Source organism: Pseudoroseomonas cervicalis, assembly GCF_030818485.1.
Taxonomy (GTDB): Bacteria; Pseudomonadota; Alphaproteobacteria; order Acetobacterales; family Acetobacteraceae; genus Pseudoroseomonas; species Pseudoroseomonas cervicalis_A.
Genome location: NZ_JAUTAJ010000004.1, coordinates 1,992,338 through 2,009,167, shown reverse-complemented (window position 1 = coordinate 2,009,167; position 16,830 = coordinate 1,992,338). Strand labels below are relative to the sequence as shown.

Annotated in this window: 16 protein-coding genes and 1 tRNA gene; 3 read left to right on the top strand and 14 right to left on the bottom strand. The window is 73.7% G+C overall.

The genetic code is table 11. The features are described 5' to 3' along the window. Positions 1 to 2 precede the first annotated feature (2 nt). The 3 genes from gpmI to QE401_RS13270 form a co-directional block, all read right to left on the bottom strand. The gene (gpmI, locus tag QE401_RS13280; protein WP_307138663.1) at positions 3 to 1,520 is read right to left on the bottom strand and encodes a 2,3-bisphosphoglycerate-independent phosphoglycerate mutase; all 1,518 of its coding nucleotides are present in this window, start codon (positions 1,518 to 1,520) and stop codon (positions 3 to 5) included. Positions 1,521 to 1,778: 258 nt separating this feature from the next. Continuing rightward, complete coding sequence (locus QE401_RS13275) at positions 1,779 to 2,807, bottom strand: ABC transporter substrate-binding protein (RefSeq protein WP_307138662.1); 1,029 nt, start codon at positions 2,805 to 2,807, stop codon at positions 1,779 to 1,781. 187 nt (positions 2,808 to 2,994) lie between these two features. Then, on the bottom strand, positions 2,995 to 3,933 hold the full coding sequence (locus QE401_RS13270; protein WP_307138661.1) for a TIM44-like domain-containing protein: 939 nt from the start codon (positions 3,931 to 3,933) through the stop codon (positions 2,995 to 2,997). Between the two features lie 165 nt (positions 3,934 to 4,098). Between QE401_RS13270 and QE401_RS13265 the strand changes: the two genes are divergently transcribed. Both QE401_RS13265 and QE401_RS13260 read left to right on the top strand, forming a co-directional pair. Further along, a complete protein-coding gene (locus QE401_RS13265) occupies positions 4,099 to 5,319 on the top strand; it encodes an MFS transporter (RefSeq protein ID WP_307138660.1) in 1,221 nt (406 codons plus the stop codon). Positions 5,320 to 5,457: 138 nt separating this feature from the next. After that, on the top strand, positions 5,458 to 6,396 hold the full coding sequence (locus QE401_RS13260) for a lysophospholipid acyltransferase family protein (protein ID WP_307138659.1): 939 nt from the start codon (positions 5,458 to 5,460) through the stop codon (positions 6,394 to 6,396). A 36-nt stretch (positions 6,397 to 6,432) separates the two neighbouring features. Here QE401_RS13260 and lpxK read toward each other — a convergent pair whose 3' ends face one another. The 11 genes from lpxK to rplU form a co-directional block, all read right to left on the bottom strand. Continuing rightward, the gene (lpxK, locus tag QE401_RS13255) at positions 6,433 to 7,422 is read right to left on the bottom strand and encodes a tetraacyldisaccharide 4'-kinase (protein WP_307138658.1); all 990 of its coding nucleotides are present in this window, start codon (positions 7,420 to 7,422) and stop codon (positions 6,433 to 6,435) included. Between the two features lie 123 nt (positions 7,423 to 7,545). Next, positions 7,546 to 8,853 carry a 3-deoxy-D-manno-octulosonic acid transferase gene (locus tag QE401_RS13250; protein WP_307138657.1) on the bottom strand — a complete coding sequence of 436 codons (1,308 nt, stop codon included), beginning with the start codon at positions 8,851 to 8,853 and terminating at the stop codon, positions 7,546 to 7,548. A gap of 10 nt (positions 8,854 to 8,863) precedes the next feature. Beyond that, positions 8,864 to 9,571, bottom strand: coding sequence for a lysophospholipid acyltransferase family protein (locus tag QE401_RS13245; RefSeq protein ID WP_307138656.1), 708 nt, complete (start codon positions 9,569 to 9,571; stop codon positions 8,864 to 8,866). An 80-nt stretch (positions 9,572 to 9,651) separates the two neighbouring features. Further along, the gene (locus QE401_RS13240; protein ID WP_307140240.1) at positions 9,652 to 10,101 is read right to left on the bottom strand and encodes a 23S rRNA (pseudouridine(1915)-N(3))-methyltransferase RlmH; all 450 of its coding nucleotides are present in this window, start codon (positions 10,099 to 10,101) and stop codon (positions 9,652 to 9,654) included. A 14-nt stretch (positions 10,102 to 10,115) separates the two neighbouring features. After that, positions 10,116 to 11,240 carry a ribosome silencing factor gene (gene rsfS / locus QE401_RS22990; protein WP_373461440.1) on the bottom strand — a complete coding sequence of 375 codons (1,125 nt, stop codon included), beginning with the start codon at positions 11,238 to 11,240 and terminating at the stop codon, positions 10,116 to 10,118. Between the two features lie 278 nt (positions 11,241 to 11,518). Further along, complete coding sequence (locus QE401_RS13230) at positions 11,519 to 12,139, bottom strand: nicotinate-nucleotide adenylyltransferase (RefSeq protein WP_307140239.1); 621 nt, start codon at positions 12,137 to 12,139, stop codon at positions 11,519 to 11,521. Between the two features lie 41 nt (positions 12,140 to 12,180). After that, entirely contained in the window at positions 12,181 to 13,434 is a 1,254-nt protein-coding gene (locus tag QE401_RS13225) for a glutamate-5-semialdehyde dehydrogenase (RefSeq protein ID WP_307138655.1), read from the bottom strand. Between the two features lie 155 nt (positions 13,435 to 13,589). Further along, positions 13,590 to 14,708: a glutamate 5-kinase gene (proB, locus tag QE401_RS13220; protein WP_307138654.1), complete on the bottom strand. Its 1,119-nt coding sequence runs from the start codon at positions 14,706 to 14,708 to the stop codon at positions 13,590 to 13,592. After that, positions 14,705 to 15,715, bottom strand: a complete 1,011-nt coding sequence (gene obgE, locus QE401_RS13215; protein WP_307138653.1) for a GTPase ObgE — start codon at positions 15,713 to 15,715, stop codon at positions 14,705 to 14,707. The genes proB and obgE overlap by 4 nt, the downstream gene beginning before the upstream one ends. 134 nt (positions 15,716 to 15,849) lie before the next feature. Further along, complete coding sequence (rpmA, locus tag QE401_RS13210; RefSeq protein ID WP_007003866.1) at positions 15,850 to 16,119, bottom strand: 50S ribosomal protein L27; 270 nt, start codon at positions 16,117 to 16,119, stop codon at positions 15,850 to 15,852. Between the two features lie 26 nt (positions 16,120 to 16,145). After that, positions 16,146 to 16,463 (bottom strand): 50S ribosomal protein L21, encoded by a 318-nt coding sequence (gene rplU, locus QE401_RS13205; protein ID WP_307138652.1) that lies wholly within the window; start codon positions 16,461 to 16,463, stop codon positions 16,146 to 16,148. A 269-nt stretch (positions 16,464 to 16,732) separates the two neighbouring features. On the opposite strand from rplU, the gene QE401_RS13200 reads away from it, so the two are divergent. Continuing rightward, a tRNA-Ser gene (locus QE401_RS13200) sits at positions 16,733 to 16,822 on the top strand. Positions 16,823 to 16,830: the final 8 nt, after the last annotated feature.

Below are 16,830 nucleotides of genomic sequence, written 5' to 3'. Positions count from 1 at the left end.
GGTCAGCCGAGCAGGCTCCGCCCGGTCATCGCCGCCGGCTGAGGCAGGCCGAGCAGGGCCAGCAGGGTCGGCGCCACATCGGCCAGCCGGCCTTCATGCAGCGCGGCGCCGGCCGGGCCGCCCACCAGCAGGACGGGCACGACATTGGTGGTGTGGGCGGTGTAGGGGCCGCCGGTCACCGGGTCCTTCATCATCTCGGCATTGCCATGGTCGGCGGTGACCAGCAGCGCGCCGCCCTGGGCGGTGACCGCCGCCTCGATGCGCGCCAGGCCCGCATCCACGGCCTCGCAGGCGCGGATGGCGGCGTCCAGGCTGCCGGTGTGGCCGACCATGTCGGCATTGGCGAAGTTCAGCACCACCAGGTCGAATTTCTTCGAGTTGATCGCCTGCACCGCCTTCTCCGCCAGCTCGGGGGCCGACATCTCGGGCTGCAGGTCGTAGGTCGCGACCTTGGGGGAGGGAACCATGATCCGCTCCTCGCCCGGGAAGGGGGTCTCCTCGCCGCCATTCAGGAAGTAGGTGACGTGCGGGTATTTCTCGGTCTCGGCCATGCGCAGCTGGGCCAGCCCGGCCTTGGAGACCACGGCGCCCAGGATGTCCTGCATGGATTGCGGGGCGAAGAGGGTCGCGAGATGCGCCGCCAGCTCGGTCGAGTATTCGGTCATCATGGCGGCGCCGGCAAGCGCGGGGCGGCGCGCCTGGAAGCCGTCGAAGCCCGGCAGCAGCAGGGCGCCCAGGATCTGCCGCACCCGGTCGGCGCGGAAATTGAAGCAGAGCAGCCCGTCGCCATCCTTCATGCCGGCATAGTCGCCGATGACGCTGGCGGGGATGAACTCATCGGTCTTGCCGGCCTTGTGGGCGGCGGCGATGGCCTCGGCGGCGCTGGCAGCATGGGCACCCTGGCCCTCGACCATGGCGTCATAGGCCTGGCGCACCCGCTCCCAGCGCTTGTCGCGGTCCATCGCGAAATAGCGGCCGGTGACGGTCGCGATGCGCGCGCCGGCCGGCAGCTTCGGCTCGAAGCGGGCCAGGAAACCGGGGCTGGATTCAGGCGGCGTGTCGCGGCCGTCGGTCCAGGCATGGATGGCGACCGGGATCCCGGCCCCGGCAAAGATGCGGGCGAGCGCCAGGGCATGGTCCTGGTGGCTGTGCACCCCGCCCGGGGAGAGCAGGCCCATCAGGTGCAGCGTGCCGCCGCTGGCCTTGAGCTTCGCGATGAGGTCGGTGACGGCGGGCAGGCCGGCGATGGAGCCATCGGCCACGGCGGCATCGATGCGCGGCAGGTCCTGCATGACGACGCGCCCGGCGCCGAGATTGAGGTGACCGACCTCGGAATTGCCCATCTGCCCGTCCGGCAGGCCGACATCATGGCCGCTGGTGTGCAGGAAGTTGCGCGGGCAGCTGGCCCAGAGCCGGTCGAAGCAGGGGGTGCGGGCCTGCAGCACGGCGTTGTCCGCCCGGTCCTCGCGCCAGCCCCAGCCATCCAGGATCACCAGCATCACGGGCTTCGGACGGGACATCGTGGCTCTCCCCCAGGCGGTCGGTTGCGTCGCGGCGGCAGGGATAGACCCTGGGGCCTGTCCTGTCAGCCACCGCGCCGGTTGCAAAGGGAATCGGGGGGTGCGGGTTGCGCACCAGCGCGGGCCTGGCCGCGAAACGCGAAACGGGCCCGTCGCCGGGCCCGTGCGTCATGCTCGCCACCGGAGCGCCCCCGGAGTGCCGCGTCCCGCTTCTGAACGGGACGGCGGCAGCCCGAAAGAAAAAAAGACCTGAGAGCTTTACGCAGGCAGCTGGAGGTCGGAGGCCGGCGGCAGGAATTGCGGCAGGTACATGTCTTCCGCCTTCAGCTCGGTGGTGATGCCGAAGGAGGAGCGGATGGTCTCGATCGCCGCCTGCACGCGCGGCATGGGCAGATTGCCATAGCCGCCCGAGAGCGCCTCCGGCGTGCGGATGAAGCCGAAATTGGCCAGCATGCGCGCCTTCTCCAGCGCCCGCGGCGCGGTCGGGTCGCGCTTCACCAGCGCCTCGATGGCCGCGTCCTGGTCCTTCCAGGCGGCGTCATGGCCGCGGGCGATGGCGCGGATCATGCCGGTGACGATGCGCGCATTGGCCTCGGCATAGGGGCGCTTCACCAGGAGCGCGGTGGAGAGCAGGGCGACGCCGGCATCCGAGTAGCGCAGCGAGACCACATCGCCCTCCGCCACGTTCAGGCTGCGCAGGCTGAACAGGCCGGAGACCTCGAAGCCGGTGATGGCATCGACCTCGCCGCGCACCAGCATCGGCTCGCGCAGCTGCGGGGTGACGGTCATCCAGTTGATCTTCGAGGCGTCGATGCCGGCGGCCCTGGCATAGGCGGGGAAGAGCTGGCGGGCCGAATCGGTCTCCGGCGCCGCCACCTTGCGGCCCTCGAGCTGCCTGGCGGTGGTGATGCCGCTCTTCTTCAGGGTCATCACCGCCAGCGGGCTGCCCTGCTGGATGACCATCGGCGCCACCAGGTCCGGCGCCTGGCCGGAAAGGCGCAGCCGGATCGCCGGCGACAAATCGGCGATGCCGAACTCATAGGCACCGCTGGCCACCTTCACCGGCGTGTCGCCCGAACCGAAGCCGCGATCCATGGTGATGGCGATGCCCTCGTCGCGGAAGAAGCCGCGCTCGGCGGCCAGGACGAAGGGCGCCTGCGGGCCCTGAAAGGCCCAGTCCAGGCAGAATTTCACCGGCGTCAGCGCGGCCTGGCCACGGGCGAGGTGGGGGGTGGCGAGCAGCGTGCCGGCGGTGCCGAGCATCAGGCCACGGCGGGTGGCGAGCATGGGGGAATCTCCCGGTCGAGCGCCGGATCCTCCCGGCGGGCGGGGAGTAGCAACCGCCATGCCGGGCGGGGAAGGGGCAAAGCGCGGCGGCGCGCGCGGACAGCCCCGCCGGAGGGCGGGCATGAAAAAGGGGCGCAGCCTGCGCCGCGCCCTTTCTTCCGGTTGCCGGGGCCGGTGGCCCCGGGGGTCAGCCCGCCGGCTGGATGGCGGAGAGCTGCCAGGCCCCGCCCCGGCGGCGGCGGAAGGTCCACAGCTCGGTGGCGGTGGAGCGGGTGGCGGGGTCGCCCTCCACCACACGGCCCTGGGTGTCATAGGTGACGTCGACCAGGCTGAAGCGCATGGCCACCGTCGCATATTCCACATCGCCCTCGCGCCAGGCCTCGGACAGGTCGCCCTGCTCCAGCCGGACATCGCTGGTCTCGTTGCGCCAGCCGCGGGCGTCGAGATCGCGCAGATCCTGGGCGAAATAGCTGGCCATCTCCGGCGTCGCCATGCGGGTCAGGCCGGCCTCGTCGCGGCGCGACCAGGCGGCGTTGATGTCGCGCAGCAGCGTCTCGAAGGCGTGGTAGTCGGCCTGCGTCACCTGGATCGGCTGGGTCGCGGCCGCGCCGCCGCCCATCATCGGGCGCGGGCCCGGCTGCGCCTCGCGCGCCATGCCGAGGCCCTCGCGCGGGCCGCCGGCCATGGCCGGCTGGCGGCTGCGGAAGAAGCGGAGCGCGAAGCGGACCAGCAGCACAACCAGCGCGATCTGGATCAGCAGGCCGAGCAGCCCGCCCAGGCCGCTGATGCCGCCGAACAGCCCGTTGCCGAACAGCAGCCCGCCAATGCCGACGCCGATCAGGCCGCCCATCAGGGCGCCGCCGAAGCCGCCGCCGAACAGGCCGCCGCGCGAGGCGGCGGGGGCGGGGGTCGCCATGCCGGGGCGCGGCGCCTGGGTCTGCGGCGCGGTGCGGTCGAAGGCGCGCGGCGCGTCGGGCGCGGTGCGCGTCACCGGCGGGGCCGAGAAGGTGCGGCTGCCGCGGCTGCCGGAGCTGGAGCCGCCACCCGGGCGGGCTTCCGCCAGCGCCGGGCCCAGCACCAGGGCCAGCGCGGCGAAGCCGGCCAGCAGCCGGGCCTTGATGCGCATGGGGGAGTTCCTCCGCTGATTCGTCATGGGGACCATCATATAGGCATGAACGCTTTGTAATCCATGCCCAAGCCGCGTGAAACAACTGGCCGGGACCGGTCCGCGTTGCCAAGGTGCCGCTTCGTGGCGGCTTCCCGACACGCCCCCGCCAGGATGCCCCGCCGCATGGCCGCCGAGACCCGCACCGCCCGCCGCGCGCTGGACGCGCTGAACTTCTTCCTGGCCGATGTCCGCGACGGCCTCGGCCCCTATCTGGCGATCTGGCTGACCAGCGTCCAGGGGTGGGACCAGGGCGGCGCCGGGGCGGTGCTGGCGCTGGGCGGTCTGGCCGGGCTGCTGGCCAAGGGCCCGGCCGGGGTGCTGGTGGACGCGCTGCCGGAGAAGCGGCTGCTGGTGGTGGCCACGGCGATCGCCGTCACCCTGGCCTGCGCGATCATCCTGGTGGCGCCCGGCTTCTGGCCGGTGGCGATCTCCCAGGTGCTGTCCGGCATGGCGGCGGCGGCGATCCTGCCGGCGCTGGCGGCGCTGACGCTGGGCGTGGTCGGCCAGGCCGGCTTCGATGCGCGGATGGGCCGCAACGAGGCCTTCAACCATGCCGGCAACGCCTTCGCCGCCGCCACGGCGGGCGGGCTGTCGCTATATTTCGGGCCCGTGGTGGTGTTCTGGCTGCTGGGCGGCATGGCGCTGGGCTCCATCCTCTCGGCCCTGGCGGTGCCGGCCGCGGCGGTGGACCCCCAGGCGGCGCGCGGCCTGGCCGAGGGCCAGGTGCCGGCGCATTGGCGCGCGCTGCTGGCCGACCGGCGGCTGGGCGTGCTGGCGCTGGGCTGCGCGCTGTTCCATTTCGCCAATGCGCCGATGCTGCCGCTGGTGGGGCAGAAGCTGGCCATGGCCGACCCGGCGCGCGGCACGGCGCTGGTCAGCGCCTGCATCGTGGCGGCGCAGCTTGTGATGATCGGCACCTCGATCCTGGCCGGGCGCAAGGCCGGGGTCTGGGGGCGCAAGACGCTGTTCCTGGCCGGCTTCCTGGTGCTGCCGCTGCGCGGCGTGCTGTACACCTTCTCCGACAACGCGGCCTGGCTGGTGGCGGTGCAGCTGCTGGACGGCATCGGCGCCGGCATGTTCGGCGTGCTGCTGCCGCTGATGGTGGCCGATCTGACGCGCGGCACCGGGCATTTCGGCGCGGCGCTCGGCATCACCGCCGTGGTGCAGGGGCTGGGGGCGGCGGCGGCCAATGCGCTGGCCGGCTGGGTGGCGGCGCGCTTCGGCTTCGACGCCGCCTTCCTGCTGCTGGCCGCCGCCGCCGCCATCGGCGCCACCATCTTCGCCATCGCCATGCCGGAGACCCGGCCCGACCCGCGCCTGCCGCCCGGCGCCCAGCCGGCCTGAGGCGCGCCCGTCCCGTCACCTCCTCCGGGGCGCGCCGTCCGGGGGCGTCCTCCCGGAGGGGGGCGCATCTCCGGCGGCGCTTCTTCGGTGGCGCTTCTTCCCTGGCCAAACACCGCCGGATGCCGCAGAAGGCGCGGCATGCAATCCGAGGGCAAGGGGCGGTCGCGGTGGCGGCGGCTGCGATGGTGGGTCGAGGCCCAGGGGGCGCGGCTGGCGCTGGCGCTGGCGCGCGGCCTCGGGCCGCTCGGCGCCTCGGCGCTGGGCGGGCATGTGCTGCGCGCGCTGGGGCCCTGGCTGCCGGTCTCGCGCATCGGCCGGCGCAATCTGGAACTGGCCTTCCCGGACAGCGATCCCTCCTGGCGCGAGGCGGTGCTGCGCGATGCCTGGGAGAATCTGGGCCGCACCGTGATGGAGCTGCCGCATCTGCCGCGCCTGCCGCGCCGCCAGCCCGGCGAGGCCGGGCCCGGCTGGGAGCTGGAGGGCACCGAGAACCTGCCCGCGGGCGAGGGGAGGGTGATCTTCGTCTCCGCCCATCTGGCGAATTGGGAGACGCTGCCGCTGGCGGCCCAGGCCATGGGGCTGCAGATGGCCAGCCTCTACCGCGCCCCCGACAACCCGCTGGTCGATGCGGTGCTGCGCGGCATGCGGCGCGGCGGCGCCGACCAGCCGCTGTTCCCCAAGGGGTCGCGCGGGGCGCGGCTGCTGCTGAAGCACCTGTCGGAGGGCAAGGCGGCCGGGCTGGTGGTCGACCAGAAGCTGAATGAGGGGGTGGAGCTGCCCTTCCTCGGCCAGCCGGCGATGACCGCGACCGGCGCGGCGGAGCTGGCGCTGCGCTTCGGCTGCCCGCTGGTGCCGGTGCGGGTGGAGCGGATCGGGCCCTGCCGCTTCCGCGCCGTGGTCGAGCCGCCGCTGGCGCTGCCCGCGGCCGAGGGCACCGAGCCGGCCGGCGGCCGCGCCGCCGCGGCGGTGGCGCTGACCCAGGCGATCAATGACCGCATCAGCGCCTGGATCCGCGCCCGCCCCGGCGAATGGCTGTGGCTGCACCGGCGCTTCCCGCGCGCGGTCTATCGCCGCTGAGGCGGCGGGCCGGGCGGCTGGCCCCCCGGCCCGGGCTCAGGCCGGCACGGGCACGCGCTGCGCCAGCGGGTCCAGCAGCGCCTCGATCGCCGTCGGGTCCTCCCATTCCAGCCGGACGCTGAGCACGGTGACCCGGCTGCGGAAGGCCGGCGGGATGCGCACATAATCCTTGGCGGTGGTCACCGGGATGGCGCGCAGCGCCTCGGCCTGGTCGAGCAGCTCGCGCAGATCGCCGGCATCGAAGGGGTAGTGGTCGGCATAGGCCATGCGGCCGGCCAGCACGGCGCCGCAGCGGGTCAGCGAATTGAAGAATTTCTGCGGGTTGGCGATGCCGCAGAAGGCGAAGACCGGCTGGCCGGCCAGCAGCTCGGCCTCCGGCCCCGGCACCTGGCGGGCGCGCAGCACCGGCAGGGAGGGGGGCAGCATGGCGGCGGCGCCCGCCTCATCCTCGCCGATCAGCACCGCGGCGCGGCAGCGCGCGGCGGCGGCGGCCACCGGCTCCCGCAAGGGGCCGGAGGGGATGATGCGGCCATTGCCGAAGCCGTAATTGCCATCCACCACCAGCAGGGAGAGATCCTTGGCGAGGCCCGGATTCTGCAGCCCGTCATCCATGATGATGGCCTGGGCGCCGGATTCGACGGCGGCGCGGCCACCGGCCTCACGGTCAGCCGCCACCCAGGTGGGGCGCAGCGCCGCCAGCAGCAGCGATTCATCGCCCACCGCCTGGCTGTCATGCTGCGCCGGGTCGACCATGACCGGGCCCTTCAGCCGGCCGCCATAGCCGCGCGTCAGGAAATGCGTGGCCACGCCGCGATGGGACAGGCGCTGGCCGAGATCGAGGGCGACCACGGTCTTGCCGGCGCCGCCGGCCGTGGCATTGCCGCAGCAGATGACCGGCACGGGCGCCTGCCAGCCCGGTCGGGCCACACGGCGCGCGGTGGCGGCCGCGTAGATCGCGGCGATGGGGGATAGCAGCAGGGGCGCAACTCCCCCGCTGCCCCCGCTCCAGAAGCCGGGGGCACGCATCCGCTCAGACCTGTCCTCTCTCCTAGAGCGTGGATTCGCTAGTGGCGGACCGCCGAAAAGCGCTGCTCACGCGACCGAACCGAATTCCAGGGCCAGCACCGCGGCGTCGCCGCAAAGCCGGCCCTAGGTCCCGTCCTGCGCCGGCGGGTCGCCGGCACCGAGGGGCATGATGGCGAGGATCGCCGAAGCCAGTTTCCCCGGCAGGAGGGCGGCGTCATCGGCGATCAGCGCCGCCGCCCGGACCATGGCCCGGGCGCGGCCCGCATCCGATAGCACGTCCGCCACCGCCTCGGCCAGCGTGGCGGAATCCCGCACCCTGATGGCCCCGCCCGTGGCCACCAGCCGGTCCGCCACGGCCTGGACATTGTCGGTATAGGGGCCGAACAGGATCGGGCAGCCGAGGCGCGCCGGCTCCAGCGGGTTGTGCCCGCCTTTCGGCACCAGCGAGGCGCCGATGAAGCAGACCCCGGCCAGGCGGAAGAACAGCCCCATCTCGCCCAGCGTGTCGACCAGATAGAGGTCGCAGCCCGGCTGCGGCAGCTGGCCCCGGCTGCGCCGGGCGGTGCGGCCGAAGGGCGCGGCCAGCGCCGCCACCTCCTCCGCCCGCACCGGGTGGCGCAGCGCCAGGATGGTCAGCAGCTCGGGGAAGCGGCGGCGCAGCGTGGCATGGGCGGCGAGGATCGAGGCCTCCTCGCCCGGCTGGGTGCTGGCGGCGAGAAACACCGGGCGGCGGCCGATGGCGCGGCGCAGCCGGTCGAGCTCGGCCGGGTCGGCCGGCAGCTTCTCGGCCGCGGCCTTGAGGTGGCCCCAATGCTCGGCCCCCGTGGCGCCGAGGGCGCGCAGCCGCTCGGCATCCGCCTCGCTCTGCGCCACCACCAGGCGGAAGCGGCTGAGCATCTCCCGCGCCAGGCCCGGCGCCCAGCGCCACATCCGGGCGGAGCGGGCGGAGAGCCGCGCATTGACCAGCGCCGCCGGGATGCCGTGCCGGGCGAGGGCTGCGGAGAGGTTGGGCCAGAGCTCGCTCTCGACGAAGACCGCGCCATCCGGGCGCCAGCCCTGCAGGAAGCGCTCCAGCCAGCGCGGCACGTCGAGCGGGGCGAAGCGGTGGATCACCCGCCCGGCGAGTGCGGGCGGCAGGCGCTGCGCCAGCATGCCGGCGGCGGTGACGGTGCCGGTGGTGACCAGCAGCGTCAGGCGGGGGGAGCGCTCCAGCAGGGTCTGCATCAGCGGCAGCAGGGAGAGCGTCTCGCCCACGCTGGCGCCATGCAGCCAGAGCAGCGGACCCTCCGGCCGCTCGGCGCCATGGCCGCTGCGCTCGGCCAGGCGCTCGGGCACTTCCTTGCCGCGCCGGGCGCGGCGGCGCAGCCAGAGCGGCAGCAGCGGCGCCAGCGCGCTGCCCAGGACCCGCCCGGCGCCGGCGGCGAAGCTCATCGCGCCCCCCTCACAGGCGGCGGCTCTCCATCTCCTGGCCGGCGGCCCAGGCATCGGCGGTGTCGCAGGCGGCGTTCAGCGCGGCCTCGATGGCCGGGATGGCGCTGGCCGGGTCGTCGCGCGGCACGGTGATGGCGGGGCCGCAGACCAGCACGGCGCGGCCGAAGGGCAGCGGCAGCATCATGCGGTCCCAGCTCGGCAGCAGCCTGTGGCGGGTGGTCGCCGCCGCGGTCGGCAGCACCGGCGCGTCGCCCAGCGCCGAGATCACCGCGACCCCCTCCGCCGCCTGGCGGCGCGGGCCGCGCGGCCCGTCGGGGGTGATGGCCACCGGGCTGCCGCCCTTCAGCACCTTGAGCAGGCTGCGCATGCCGGCCGCCCCGCCGCGCGAGGTCGAGCCATGCACCATCACCAGCCGGAAGCGCGAGACCACCTCGCCGATGAAGCGGCCATCGCGATGCTGCGAGACCAGCACATGCGGCTGCCAATGCGCGGCGCCGGGGAACAGCTTGTGGGTCGCGGTCCACAGCATCGGCATCATCGGCAGGCGCTCATGCCAGAAGGTGATGATCACCGGCCTGCCTGCCATGGCATGGGTCTCGATGTGCTCGGCGCCGACCATCGACCAGCGCGAGGTCCGGTAGCAGAAGCCCAGATACGCGCTGAGCAGCCGGGCCAGCGCGGCCTGGGTCCGGGGATGGCGGATCAGCGAGCGGAACATGGAACGATCGGTACGGTCACGGCAGGCGCCCTAGCACGGCTGGGGCGGGAGCGGAAATGCGGCGCCTGCCGGCCCACCCCTCAGGGCCGCCAGGCGCGGTGATAGGGATGCCCGGTGCGGATCGCCTGGGCGCGGTAGAGCTGCTCCGCCAGCAGCCCGCGCACCAGGAAATGCGGCCAGGTCATCGGCCCCAGCGACAGGCGCTGGTCGGCGCGCGCCTGCACCGCGGGGTCCAGCCCCTCGGCGCCGCCGATGACATAGGCCAGCGTCTTGCCGCTCGCCTCCCAGCGCGCCAGCAGCCCGGCCAGCGCCTCGCTGTCCGGCATATGGCCGCCGAGATCGAGGGCGATGACCAGCGCGCCCGGCGGCAGGGCGGCGAGGATGGCCTCGCCCTCCCGCCGCCGCACCTCGGCGGCGGAGCCGCGCGCCTCGGGGAGTTCCCGCAGGGCGAGCGGCGGCCGCAGCCGGGCATTGTGCTGGGCGAAGAGGTCCGCCTCCGGCCCGGATTTCAGCCGGCCGATGGCGACCAGGAGCGGCGCGCGGCTCAGCCCTGCCGCTCCGTATCCTCGTCCTCTTCCTCCTCGTCCTCCTCGTCGAAATCATGGCTGCCGCCATTGACCATGTCGTCCGGGGACAGGATCAGGTCGTCGTCCAGATCCTCCTCCTCCTCGTCCTGCTCCTCCTCGGCGCGGTCGAGGCCGGGGGGCAGCGCCGCCTCGTCGCCGGCGGGCGGGCTGTCCGGGCCCCACATCTTCTCCAGCCGGTAATTGGCGCGCGCCTCCGGCTTGAACAGATGCACGATCAGGTCGCCGGCATCGAGCAGCACCCAGTCGGGCGAGGTCTCGGTGCGGATGCGGCGGATGCCGTGCTCGGCCAGCGTCTTCTCCAGATGCCCGGCCATCGCCTGGATCTGCCGGTCGGCCAGGCCCGTGGCGACGATCATGCGGTCGGCGAAGGCGGCGCGGCTGGCGACGTCCAGCACCACCACATCCTCGGCCTTGTCATCCTCCAGGCTGCGCACGGCGGCCTGGACGATCTGGTCGATCTGCGGCGGGGTCAGCTTCTGGCGCTTCGGCGCCTTCAGCTTCCTGGTCTCCGCCGGCTTCGGCGCCGCCTCCTTCTTGGGCTTCGGCGCCGCGGCGGGCTTCGCGGCGGGCTTCGGCGTCACGCTGGCCTTGTTCTTGGCGGCGGCGACGCGGCTGGCGGCCTTGGGCACCGCGGCGCCGCGCACGGCGCGCGGCTTGGCGGGCGCGGCCTTCGCCGCCGCGCGCGGGGCAGCCTTGGCGGCGGCCGGCTTGCGCGCGGCGGGCTTGGCGGCGCGCGGCGCCGTGGCCGTCTTGGCCGGGGCCTTGGCGCTGCTGCGCGCGGCCGGGGCGGCGCTGGCGCGCGGAGCCTTGGCCGCCGCCGGCTTGGCGGCGCTGCTGCGCGTGGCCGGCTTCGCCGTGCCGGCGCTGGCGCGGGCCGGGCGGGCGGTGCCGGTGGCCGGCTTGGCGCTGGCGCGCGGCGCGGCCGGCTTCGGCGTGGCGCTGCGCGCCGTGCTGGCCCGCACGGCGGGCTTCGCGGCGGTGGCGCGGCCGGTGGCGGACTTCGCCGTGCCGCTCTTGGTGGTGCCGGTCTTGGTCGTACCGGTGCGGGCCGTGCTGGCCTTGGCCGCCGGCTTGCCGGTCACGGCCTTGCTGGCCGGCGCGCGGCTGGCCGCAGCCTTGCCGGACGCAGCCTTGCCGGCGGGGGCCTTGGCAGGGCTCGCCTTGGCGGCGGGCTTGGCGGTCGCCCGGCCGGTGGCGGGGCGGGCGGTGGTCTTGCCGGCGCGGGGCGCGGCCGCAGGCTTGCGGCGGGGCGTCTCGTCCGGGCTCTTCGGGGTGCGGGCTATGGCGGCCTCCTGTGGTCTTCTCGTGCTCTCATGGCGGGTCCGCGCGATGCGGACCAGCGCCGAAACCGCGCGACGGCTCAGCGCCGCCGCGAAGGGGGGTGCGGCCAGGCCTGGCCGCGCTGGCGCAGCGCCGTGGCGCTGGCCGGGTGTTCTCGCGCCGGCACCAGGGCCCAGCCCGGGCCCGGTGCCGCCAGCAGCGCCGCCGGAGCGCGGCGCATGTGGCGCAGCCGGCTGGCGGCGGCGCCGCGCAGCGCCCTGCGGGTCCAGCCCGGCCGCGGCAGCACGGCGACCGGCGTGCGGGCCGCCAGGCGGCGCCAGTCGCGCCAGCGTGGCAGCTGCCACAGATTGTCCGCCCCGATGATCCACACGAAGCGGATTCGCGGGAACAACGCCTGCAGCCGCGCCAGGGTTCGCGCGCTGTAGCGCTGGCCGATCGCCGCTTCCAGCCCGCTGGCCAGCACGTGCACCCCATCGGCGATGCCGCGCGCCGAATCCAGGCGCTGCCGGAACGGCGCCATGCCGGCGGCCGGCTTCAGCGGGTTGCCGGGCGAGACCAGCAGCCAGACCTGGTCCAGCCGCAGCGCCCGCCGCGCCTGGCGGGCGACATGCAGATGCCCGTCATGCGCCGGGTTGAAGCTGCCGCCGAGCAGCCCGATGCGCCGCCTGCGGCCATCGCCCCAGGGCCCCGGCGCCGCCAGGCCTGATCTGGGCGCGGCCAGGCCCGATCCGGATGTCCGTGTCAGGGCCGCGTCTGCCCATTGCCGAGGATGTGGTAGCGATAGGTGCAGAGCTGCTCCAGCCCGACCGGGCCGCGCGCATGCAGCCGCCCCGTGGCGATGCCGATCTCGGCGCCGAAGCCGAACTCCCCGCCATCGCAGAACTGGGTGGAGGCGTTCCACAGCCCGACCGCCGAATCCAGCCCGGCCAGGAATTCCGCCGCCGCGCCCTCATCCCGGGTCACGATCGCCTCGGTGTGCTCGCTGCCATGGCGGCGGATATGCTCGAGGGCCGAGGCCACCCCATCCACCACCGCGACGGACAGCACCGCATCCAGCCATTCGGTGGAGAAATCCTCCGGGCTCGCCGCCGGCAACTCGGGCAGCAGGGCCCGGGCGCGGGCATCGGCGCGGAAATCGCAGCCCAGCGCGCGCAGATCCTCCACCAGCAGCGGCAGCAGGGAAGGGGCGATGGACGCGTCGATCAGCAGCGTCTCGGTCGCGCCGCAGATGCCGGTGCGGCGCATCTTGGCATTGGCCAGGATGGCGCGCGCCATCTCCGGCTCGGCGGCTTCGTGGATATAGGTGTGGCAGAGCCCCTCGGCATGGGCCAGCACCGGCACCCGCGCCTCCTGCATCACCCGATTCACCAGACCCTTGCCGCCGCGCGGAATGATCAGGTCGATCAGCCCCGCCGCCCCCAGCATGGCGCCGACAAAGGCGCGGTCCTGGGTGGGGGCGATCTGGATCGCGGCCTCCGGCAGGCCGGCCGCGCGCAGCCCGTCCAGCAGCGCGGCATGGATGGCGGCGACCGAGCGCGCGCTCTCGCTGCCGCCGCGCAGGATGACGGCCGAGCCCGCCTTCAGGCAGAGCCCGCCGGCATCGGCCGCGACATTCGGCCGGCTCTCGAAGATCATGCCGATGACGCCGAGCGGCTGCGCCACGCGGCGGATCAGCAGCCCGTTGGGCCGGGTCCATTCGGTCAGCACCCGGCCGACCGGGTCGGGCAGTTCGGCCATCTCCTCGAGGCCCCGCGCCATCGCCTCGATGCGGGCCGGATTCAGCGTCAGCCGGTCGCGGAAGGAGGCGGACAGGTCAGGGGCGGCGGCGAGATCGGCGGCATTGGCAGCCAGGATCTCGGCCTCGCGCGCGCGCAGCGCCGCGGCGGCCGCGCGCAGCGCCGCGTCCTTCGACGGTCGGTCCGCCCGCGCCAGCAGGGCAGAGGCCGCGCGGGCCGCCTGGGCAACAGGGAGGATCGGGTTCGTCATGGCGTCCATGGCGCGCTTTTCCTTTGGCGTTGGACAGCGGGGGAGAATGAATTCTCCCCCGCGCCCCCTCTTCTTTTTTCTGTCAGTTCGGGGCGCCCGTCCAGGCTGCGCCAACTGACAGAAAAAAGATGGGGGTCCGGGGGAATTCCTTCCCCCGGCCTTGCTTAAATCAGAACCAGATCGTCGCGGTGGATGATCTCATCCCGCCCGCGCCAACCCAGGATGGCCTCGATCTCCTCCGAGCGGCGGCCGGCGATGGCGCGCGCGGCTTCGGCATCATAGGCCGAGAGGCCGCGCGCCAGCTCGGCCCCCGCCTCGTCCTGCACCGAGAGCGGGTCGCCGCGGCCGAACTCGCCCTCCACCCCGCGCACCCCGGCCGGCAGCAGGGAGGAGCCGGCGCGCAGCGCCCGCGCCGCGCCGGCATCGACCCGCAGCACGCCGAGCGGCGCCAGGCTGCCGGCGATCCACTGCTTGCGCGAGCGGCGCCCTTCCGGCGCGGCCAGGAACCAGGAGCAGCGCGCGCCTTCCTCCAGCGCCGCCAGCGGGTGCTCGCGCTGGCCCAGCGCGATGGCCATGGCGCAGCCGGCGCCGGTGGCGATGCGGGCGGCGATCAGCTTGGTGCGCATGCCGCCCGAGGAATAGCCCGGCGGCGGCTCGCCCCCCATGGCCATGATCTCGTCGGTGACGCGCTCCACCACCGGCAAATGCCGCGCCTCCGGGTCGTTGCGCGGATCGGCGGTGTAGAGCCCATCGATGTCGGAGAGCAGCACCAGCGCATCGGCATGGATCATCTCGGCGACGCGGGCGGCCAGGCGGTCATTGTCGCCGAAGCGGATCTCGGCGGTGGCGACCGTGTCGTTCTCGTTGATGACCGGGATGCAGCCGAGGTCGAGCAGCGTGCCGAGTGTGGCGCGGGCATTGAGGTAGCGGCGGCGGTCCTCGCTGTCCTCCAGCGTCAGCAGCAGCTGGGCGGCGTTCAGCCCGTGCTGCGACAGCGCCGCCTGCCAGGCGCCGGCCAGGCGGATCTGCCCGACCGCGGCGGCGGCCTGCTTCTCCTCCAGCCGCAGCTTCTTGCGGGTGAGGCCCAAAGCGCGGCGGGCCAGCGCGATGGCGCCGGAGGAGACCAGCACCACCTCGATGCCGCGCGCCCGCAGCGCCGCGACATCGGCGGCGACCGAGGCGATCCAGCCCTCCCGCGGGGCGGCCGTCTCGGCGTCCACGACCAGGGCGGAGCCGATCTTGACGACGATCCGGCGCGCGGCGCCGAGGGAGGGGGTGGTCATGCGGATTCGCTTTCGCGGTGGCGGTGGATGGTGTCGGCGAGCGCCCGCAGCACGGTGGGCACGCCCTCCTGGGTGGCGCCGCTGATCAGGTGCACCGGGCGGCCCAGCGCCCGCTCCAGCGCCTTGACGCGGCTGGCCCTGGCCTGCGGCGTCATGGCGTCGAGCTTGTTCAGCGCGACGATCTCGGGCTTGTCGGACAGGCCGCCGCCATAGCCTTCCAGCTCGGCGCGGACCGTCTCATAGGCGCCGACCGGGTCGGGCTGGCTGCCATCGATCAGGTGCAGCAGCACCGCGCAGCGCTCGACATGGCCGAGGAAGCGGGTGCCGAGGCCCGCACCTTCATGCGCGCCCTCGATCAGCCCGGGGATGTCGGCCAGGACAAATTCCTCGGTGGCGTTCAGCCGCACCACGCCGAGCTGCGGCGTCAGGGTGGTGAAGGGGTAGTCGGCGATCTTCGGCTTGGCCGCGCTGACAACGGACAGAAAAGTCGACTTGCCGGCATTGGGCAGGCCGACCAGCCCGGCATCGGCGATCAGCTTCAGCCGCAGCCAGATCCAGCGTTCCTCGCCCGGATAGCCCTTGTCGGCGCGGCGCGGGGCGCGGTTGGTGCTGGACTTGAAATGCGCATTGCCATGCCCGCCATCGCCGCCATGGCAGAGGATGACGCGCTGCCCGGCCTCGGTCAGGTCGGCCAGCACCGTCTCCTTGTCCTCGTCCAGGATGACGGTGCCCACCGGCACCTGCAGCACGACATCCTCCGAGCCCGCGCCGGTGCGGTCCGAGCCCGCGCCATTGCCGCCCTTGCGCGCCTTGAAATGCTGGGCGTAGCGGTAGTCGATCAGCGTGTTCAGCCCAGGCACGGCGGTGACGATGATGTCGCCGCCCTTGCCGCCATTGCCGCCATCCGGGCCGCCGAACTCGATGTATTTCTCGCGGCGGAAGGCGATGACGCCATCGCCGCCATCGCCGGCCTTCACCCAGATCTTGGCTTCGTCGAGGAACTTCATGGCGGGAATCCGGGGGGAGGGGAGGGATGGTCGGGGGCAGCAGGGGCGCGGCCTGTCAGCACGGGCCGGGCAAACGAAAACGGGGGCCTTGCGGCCCCCGTTCGCGGTATTTTCGGCTCGCGGAGGCGCGCGTCTTACTCGGCGGCCTGCGGCAGCGGCTCGACCGACACGTGGACGCGGCCCTCGGCGCGGCGGGTGAACTTCACCTTGCCCTCGACCGCGGCGTGGATCGAATGGGTGCGGCCGAGCAGGACGTTCTGGCCCGGGACCATCTTCGTGCCGCGCTGGGTGACGATGATGTTGCCGGCGAGCACATGCTCACCGCCGAACTTCTTCACACCGAGCCGCTTGCCAGCGGAGTCGCGCCCGTTGCGGGAGGAGCCGCCGGCCTTTTTGTGCGCCATGGTTGGTGTCTCCTAAGACTGTCTGATCAGGCCGCGGCGATGCCGGAGATGCGCAGCACCGTCTGGGGCTGGCGATGGCCGTTCTTGCGGCGGCTGTTCTGCCGGCGGCGCTTCTTGAAGATGATGACCTTCTCGCCCTTCTTGTGCTCGAGCACGGTGGCGGTGACGGAGGCGCCGGCCACGATGGGCGCGCCGATCGTCAGCCCGGCCTCACCGGCCACGGCCAGGACGTCCTGGAAGGTCACGGTCTGGCCGGGTTCGGCCTCCAGCTTCTCGACGACGAGCACGGCGTTCGGGGTGACGCGGTACTGCTTGCCGCCCGTGCGGATCACTGCGTAGGTCATGGGACGCCCTGAAAGCTCTGCCGTACTGGCCTGACTGATAAGGATGTGGCCGAGAACGGCCATCGGCGGGACCGAGACCCCGCCGGGAGGTCGGCCGTATAGACCCCCTGGGGCCGGAGAGTCAACGTCGGAGGGCGGATTCGCCCCTTGCGCCCCGCGCCGGGCGGGGCTGCGGCGGCGCAGGCGGCGCGCAAAATCCGCGAAACCCGCCGTTGCGCTGCCGCCCCGGCCGCTTTATACCCCGCCCCGCCTGACGACCAGCGCACCGCGGAGAGGTGGCAGAGTGGTCGATCGCGTCGGTCTCGAAAACCGAAGTCCTCGCAAGGGGACCGTGGGTTCGAATCCCACCCTCTCCGCCATCGCACCT

Bases quoted from the DNA above. Each gene is read 5' to 3' on its own strand.
- gpmI (WP_307138663.1), bottom strand. From the start codon at position 1,520: ATGTCCCGTCCGAAGCCCGTGATGCTGGTGATCCTGGATGGCTGGGGC.
- QE401_RS13275 (WP_307138662.1), bottom strand. From the start codon at position 2,807: ATGCTCGCCACCCGCCGTGGCCTGATGCTCGGCACCGCCGGCACGCTG.
- QE401_RS13270 (WP_307138661.1), bottom strand. From the start codon at position 3,933: ATGCGCATCAAGGCCCGGCTGCTGGCCGGCTTCGCCGCGCTGGCCCTG.
- QE401_RS13265 (WP_307138660.1), top strand. From the start codon at position 4,099: ATGGCCGCCGAGACCCGCACCGCCCGCCGCGCGCTGGACGCGCTGAAC.
- QE401_RS13260 (WP_307138659.1), top strand. From the start codon at position 5,458: ATGCAATCCGAGGGCAAGGGGCGGTCGCGGTGGCGGCGGCTGCGATGG.
- lpxK (WP_307138658.1), bottom strand. From the start codon at position 7,422: ATGCGTGCCCCCGGCTTCTGGAGCGGGGGCAGCGGGGGAGTTGCGCCC.
- QE401_RS13250 (WP_307138657.1), bottom strand. From the start codon at position 8,853: ATGAGCTTCGCCGCCGGCGCCGGGCGGGTCCTGGGCAGCGCGCTGGCG.
- QE401_RS13245 (WP_307138656.1), bottom strand. From the start codon at position 9,571: ATGTTCCGCTCGCTGATCCGCCATCCCCGGACCCAGGCCGCGCTGGCC.
- QE401_RS13225 (WP_307138655.1), bottom strand. From the start codon at position 13,434: ATGGACGCCATGACGAACCCGATCCTCCCTGTTGCCCAGGCGGCCCGC.
- proB (WP_307138654.1), bottom strand. From the start codon at position 14,708: ATGACCACCCCCTCCCTCGGCGCCGCGCGCCGGATCGTCGTCAAGATC.
- obgE (WP_307138653.1), bottom strand. From the start codon at position 15,715: ATGAAGTTCCTCGACGAAGCCAAGATCTGGGTGAAGGCCGGCGATGGC.
- rpmA (WP_007003866.1), bottom strand. From the start codon at position 16,119: ATGGCGCACAAAAAGGCCGGCGGCTCCTCCCGCAACGGGCGCGACTCC.
- rplU (WP_307138652.1), bottom strand. From the start codon at position 16,463: ATGACCTACGCAGTGATCCGCACGGGCGGCAAGCAGTACCGCGTCACC.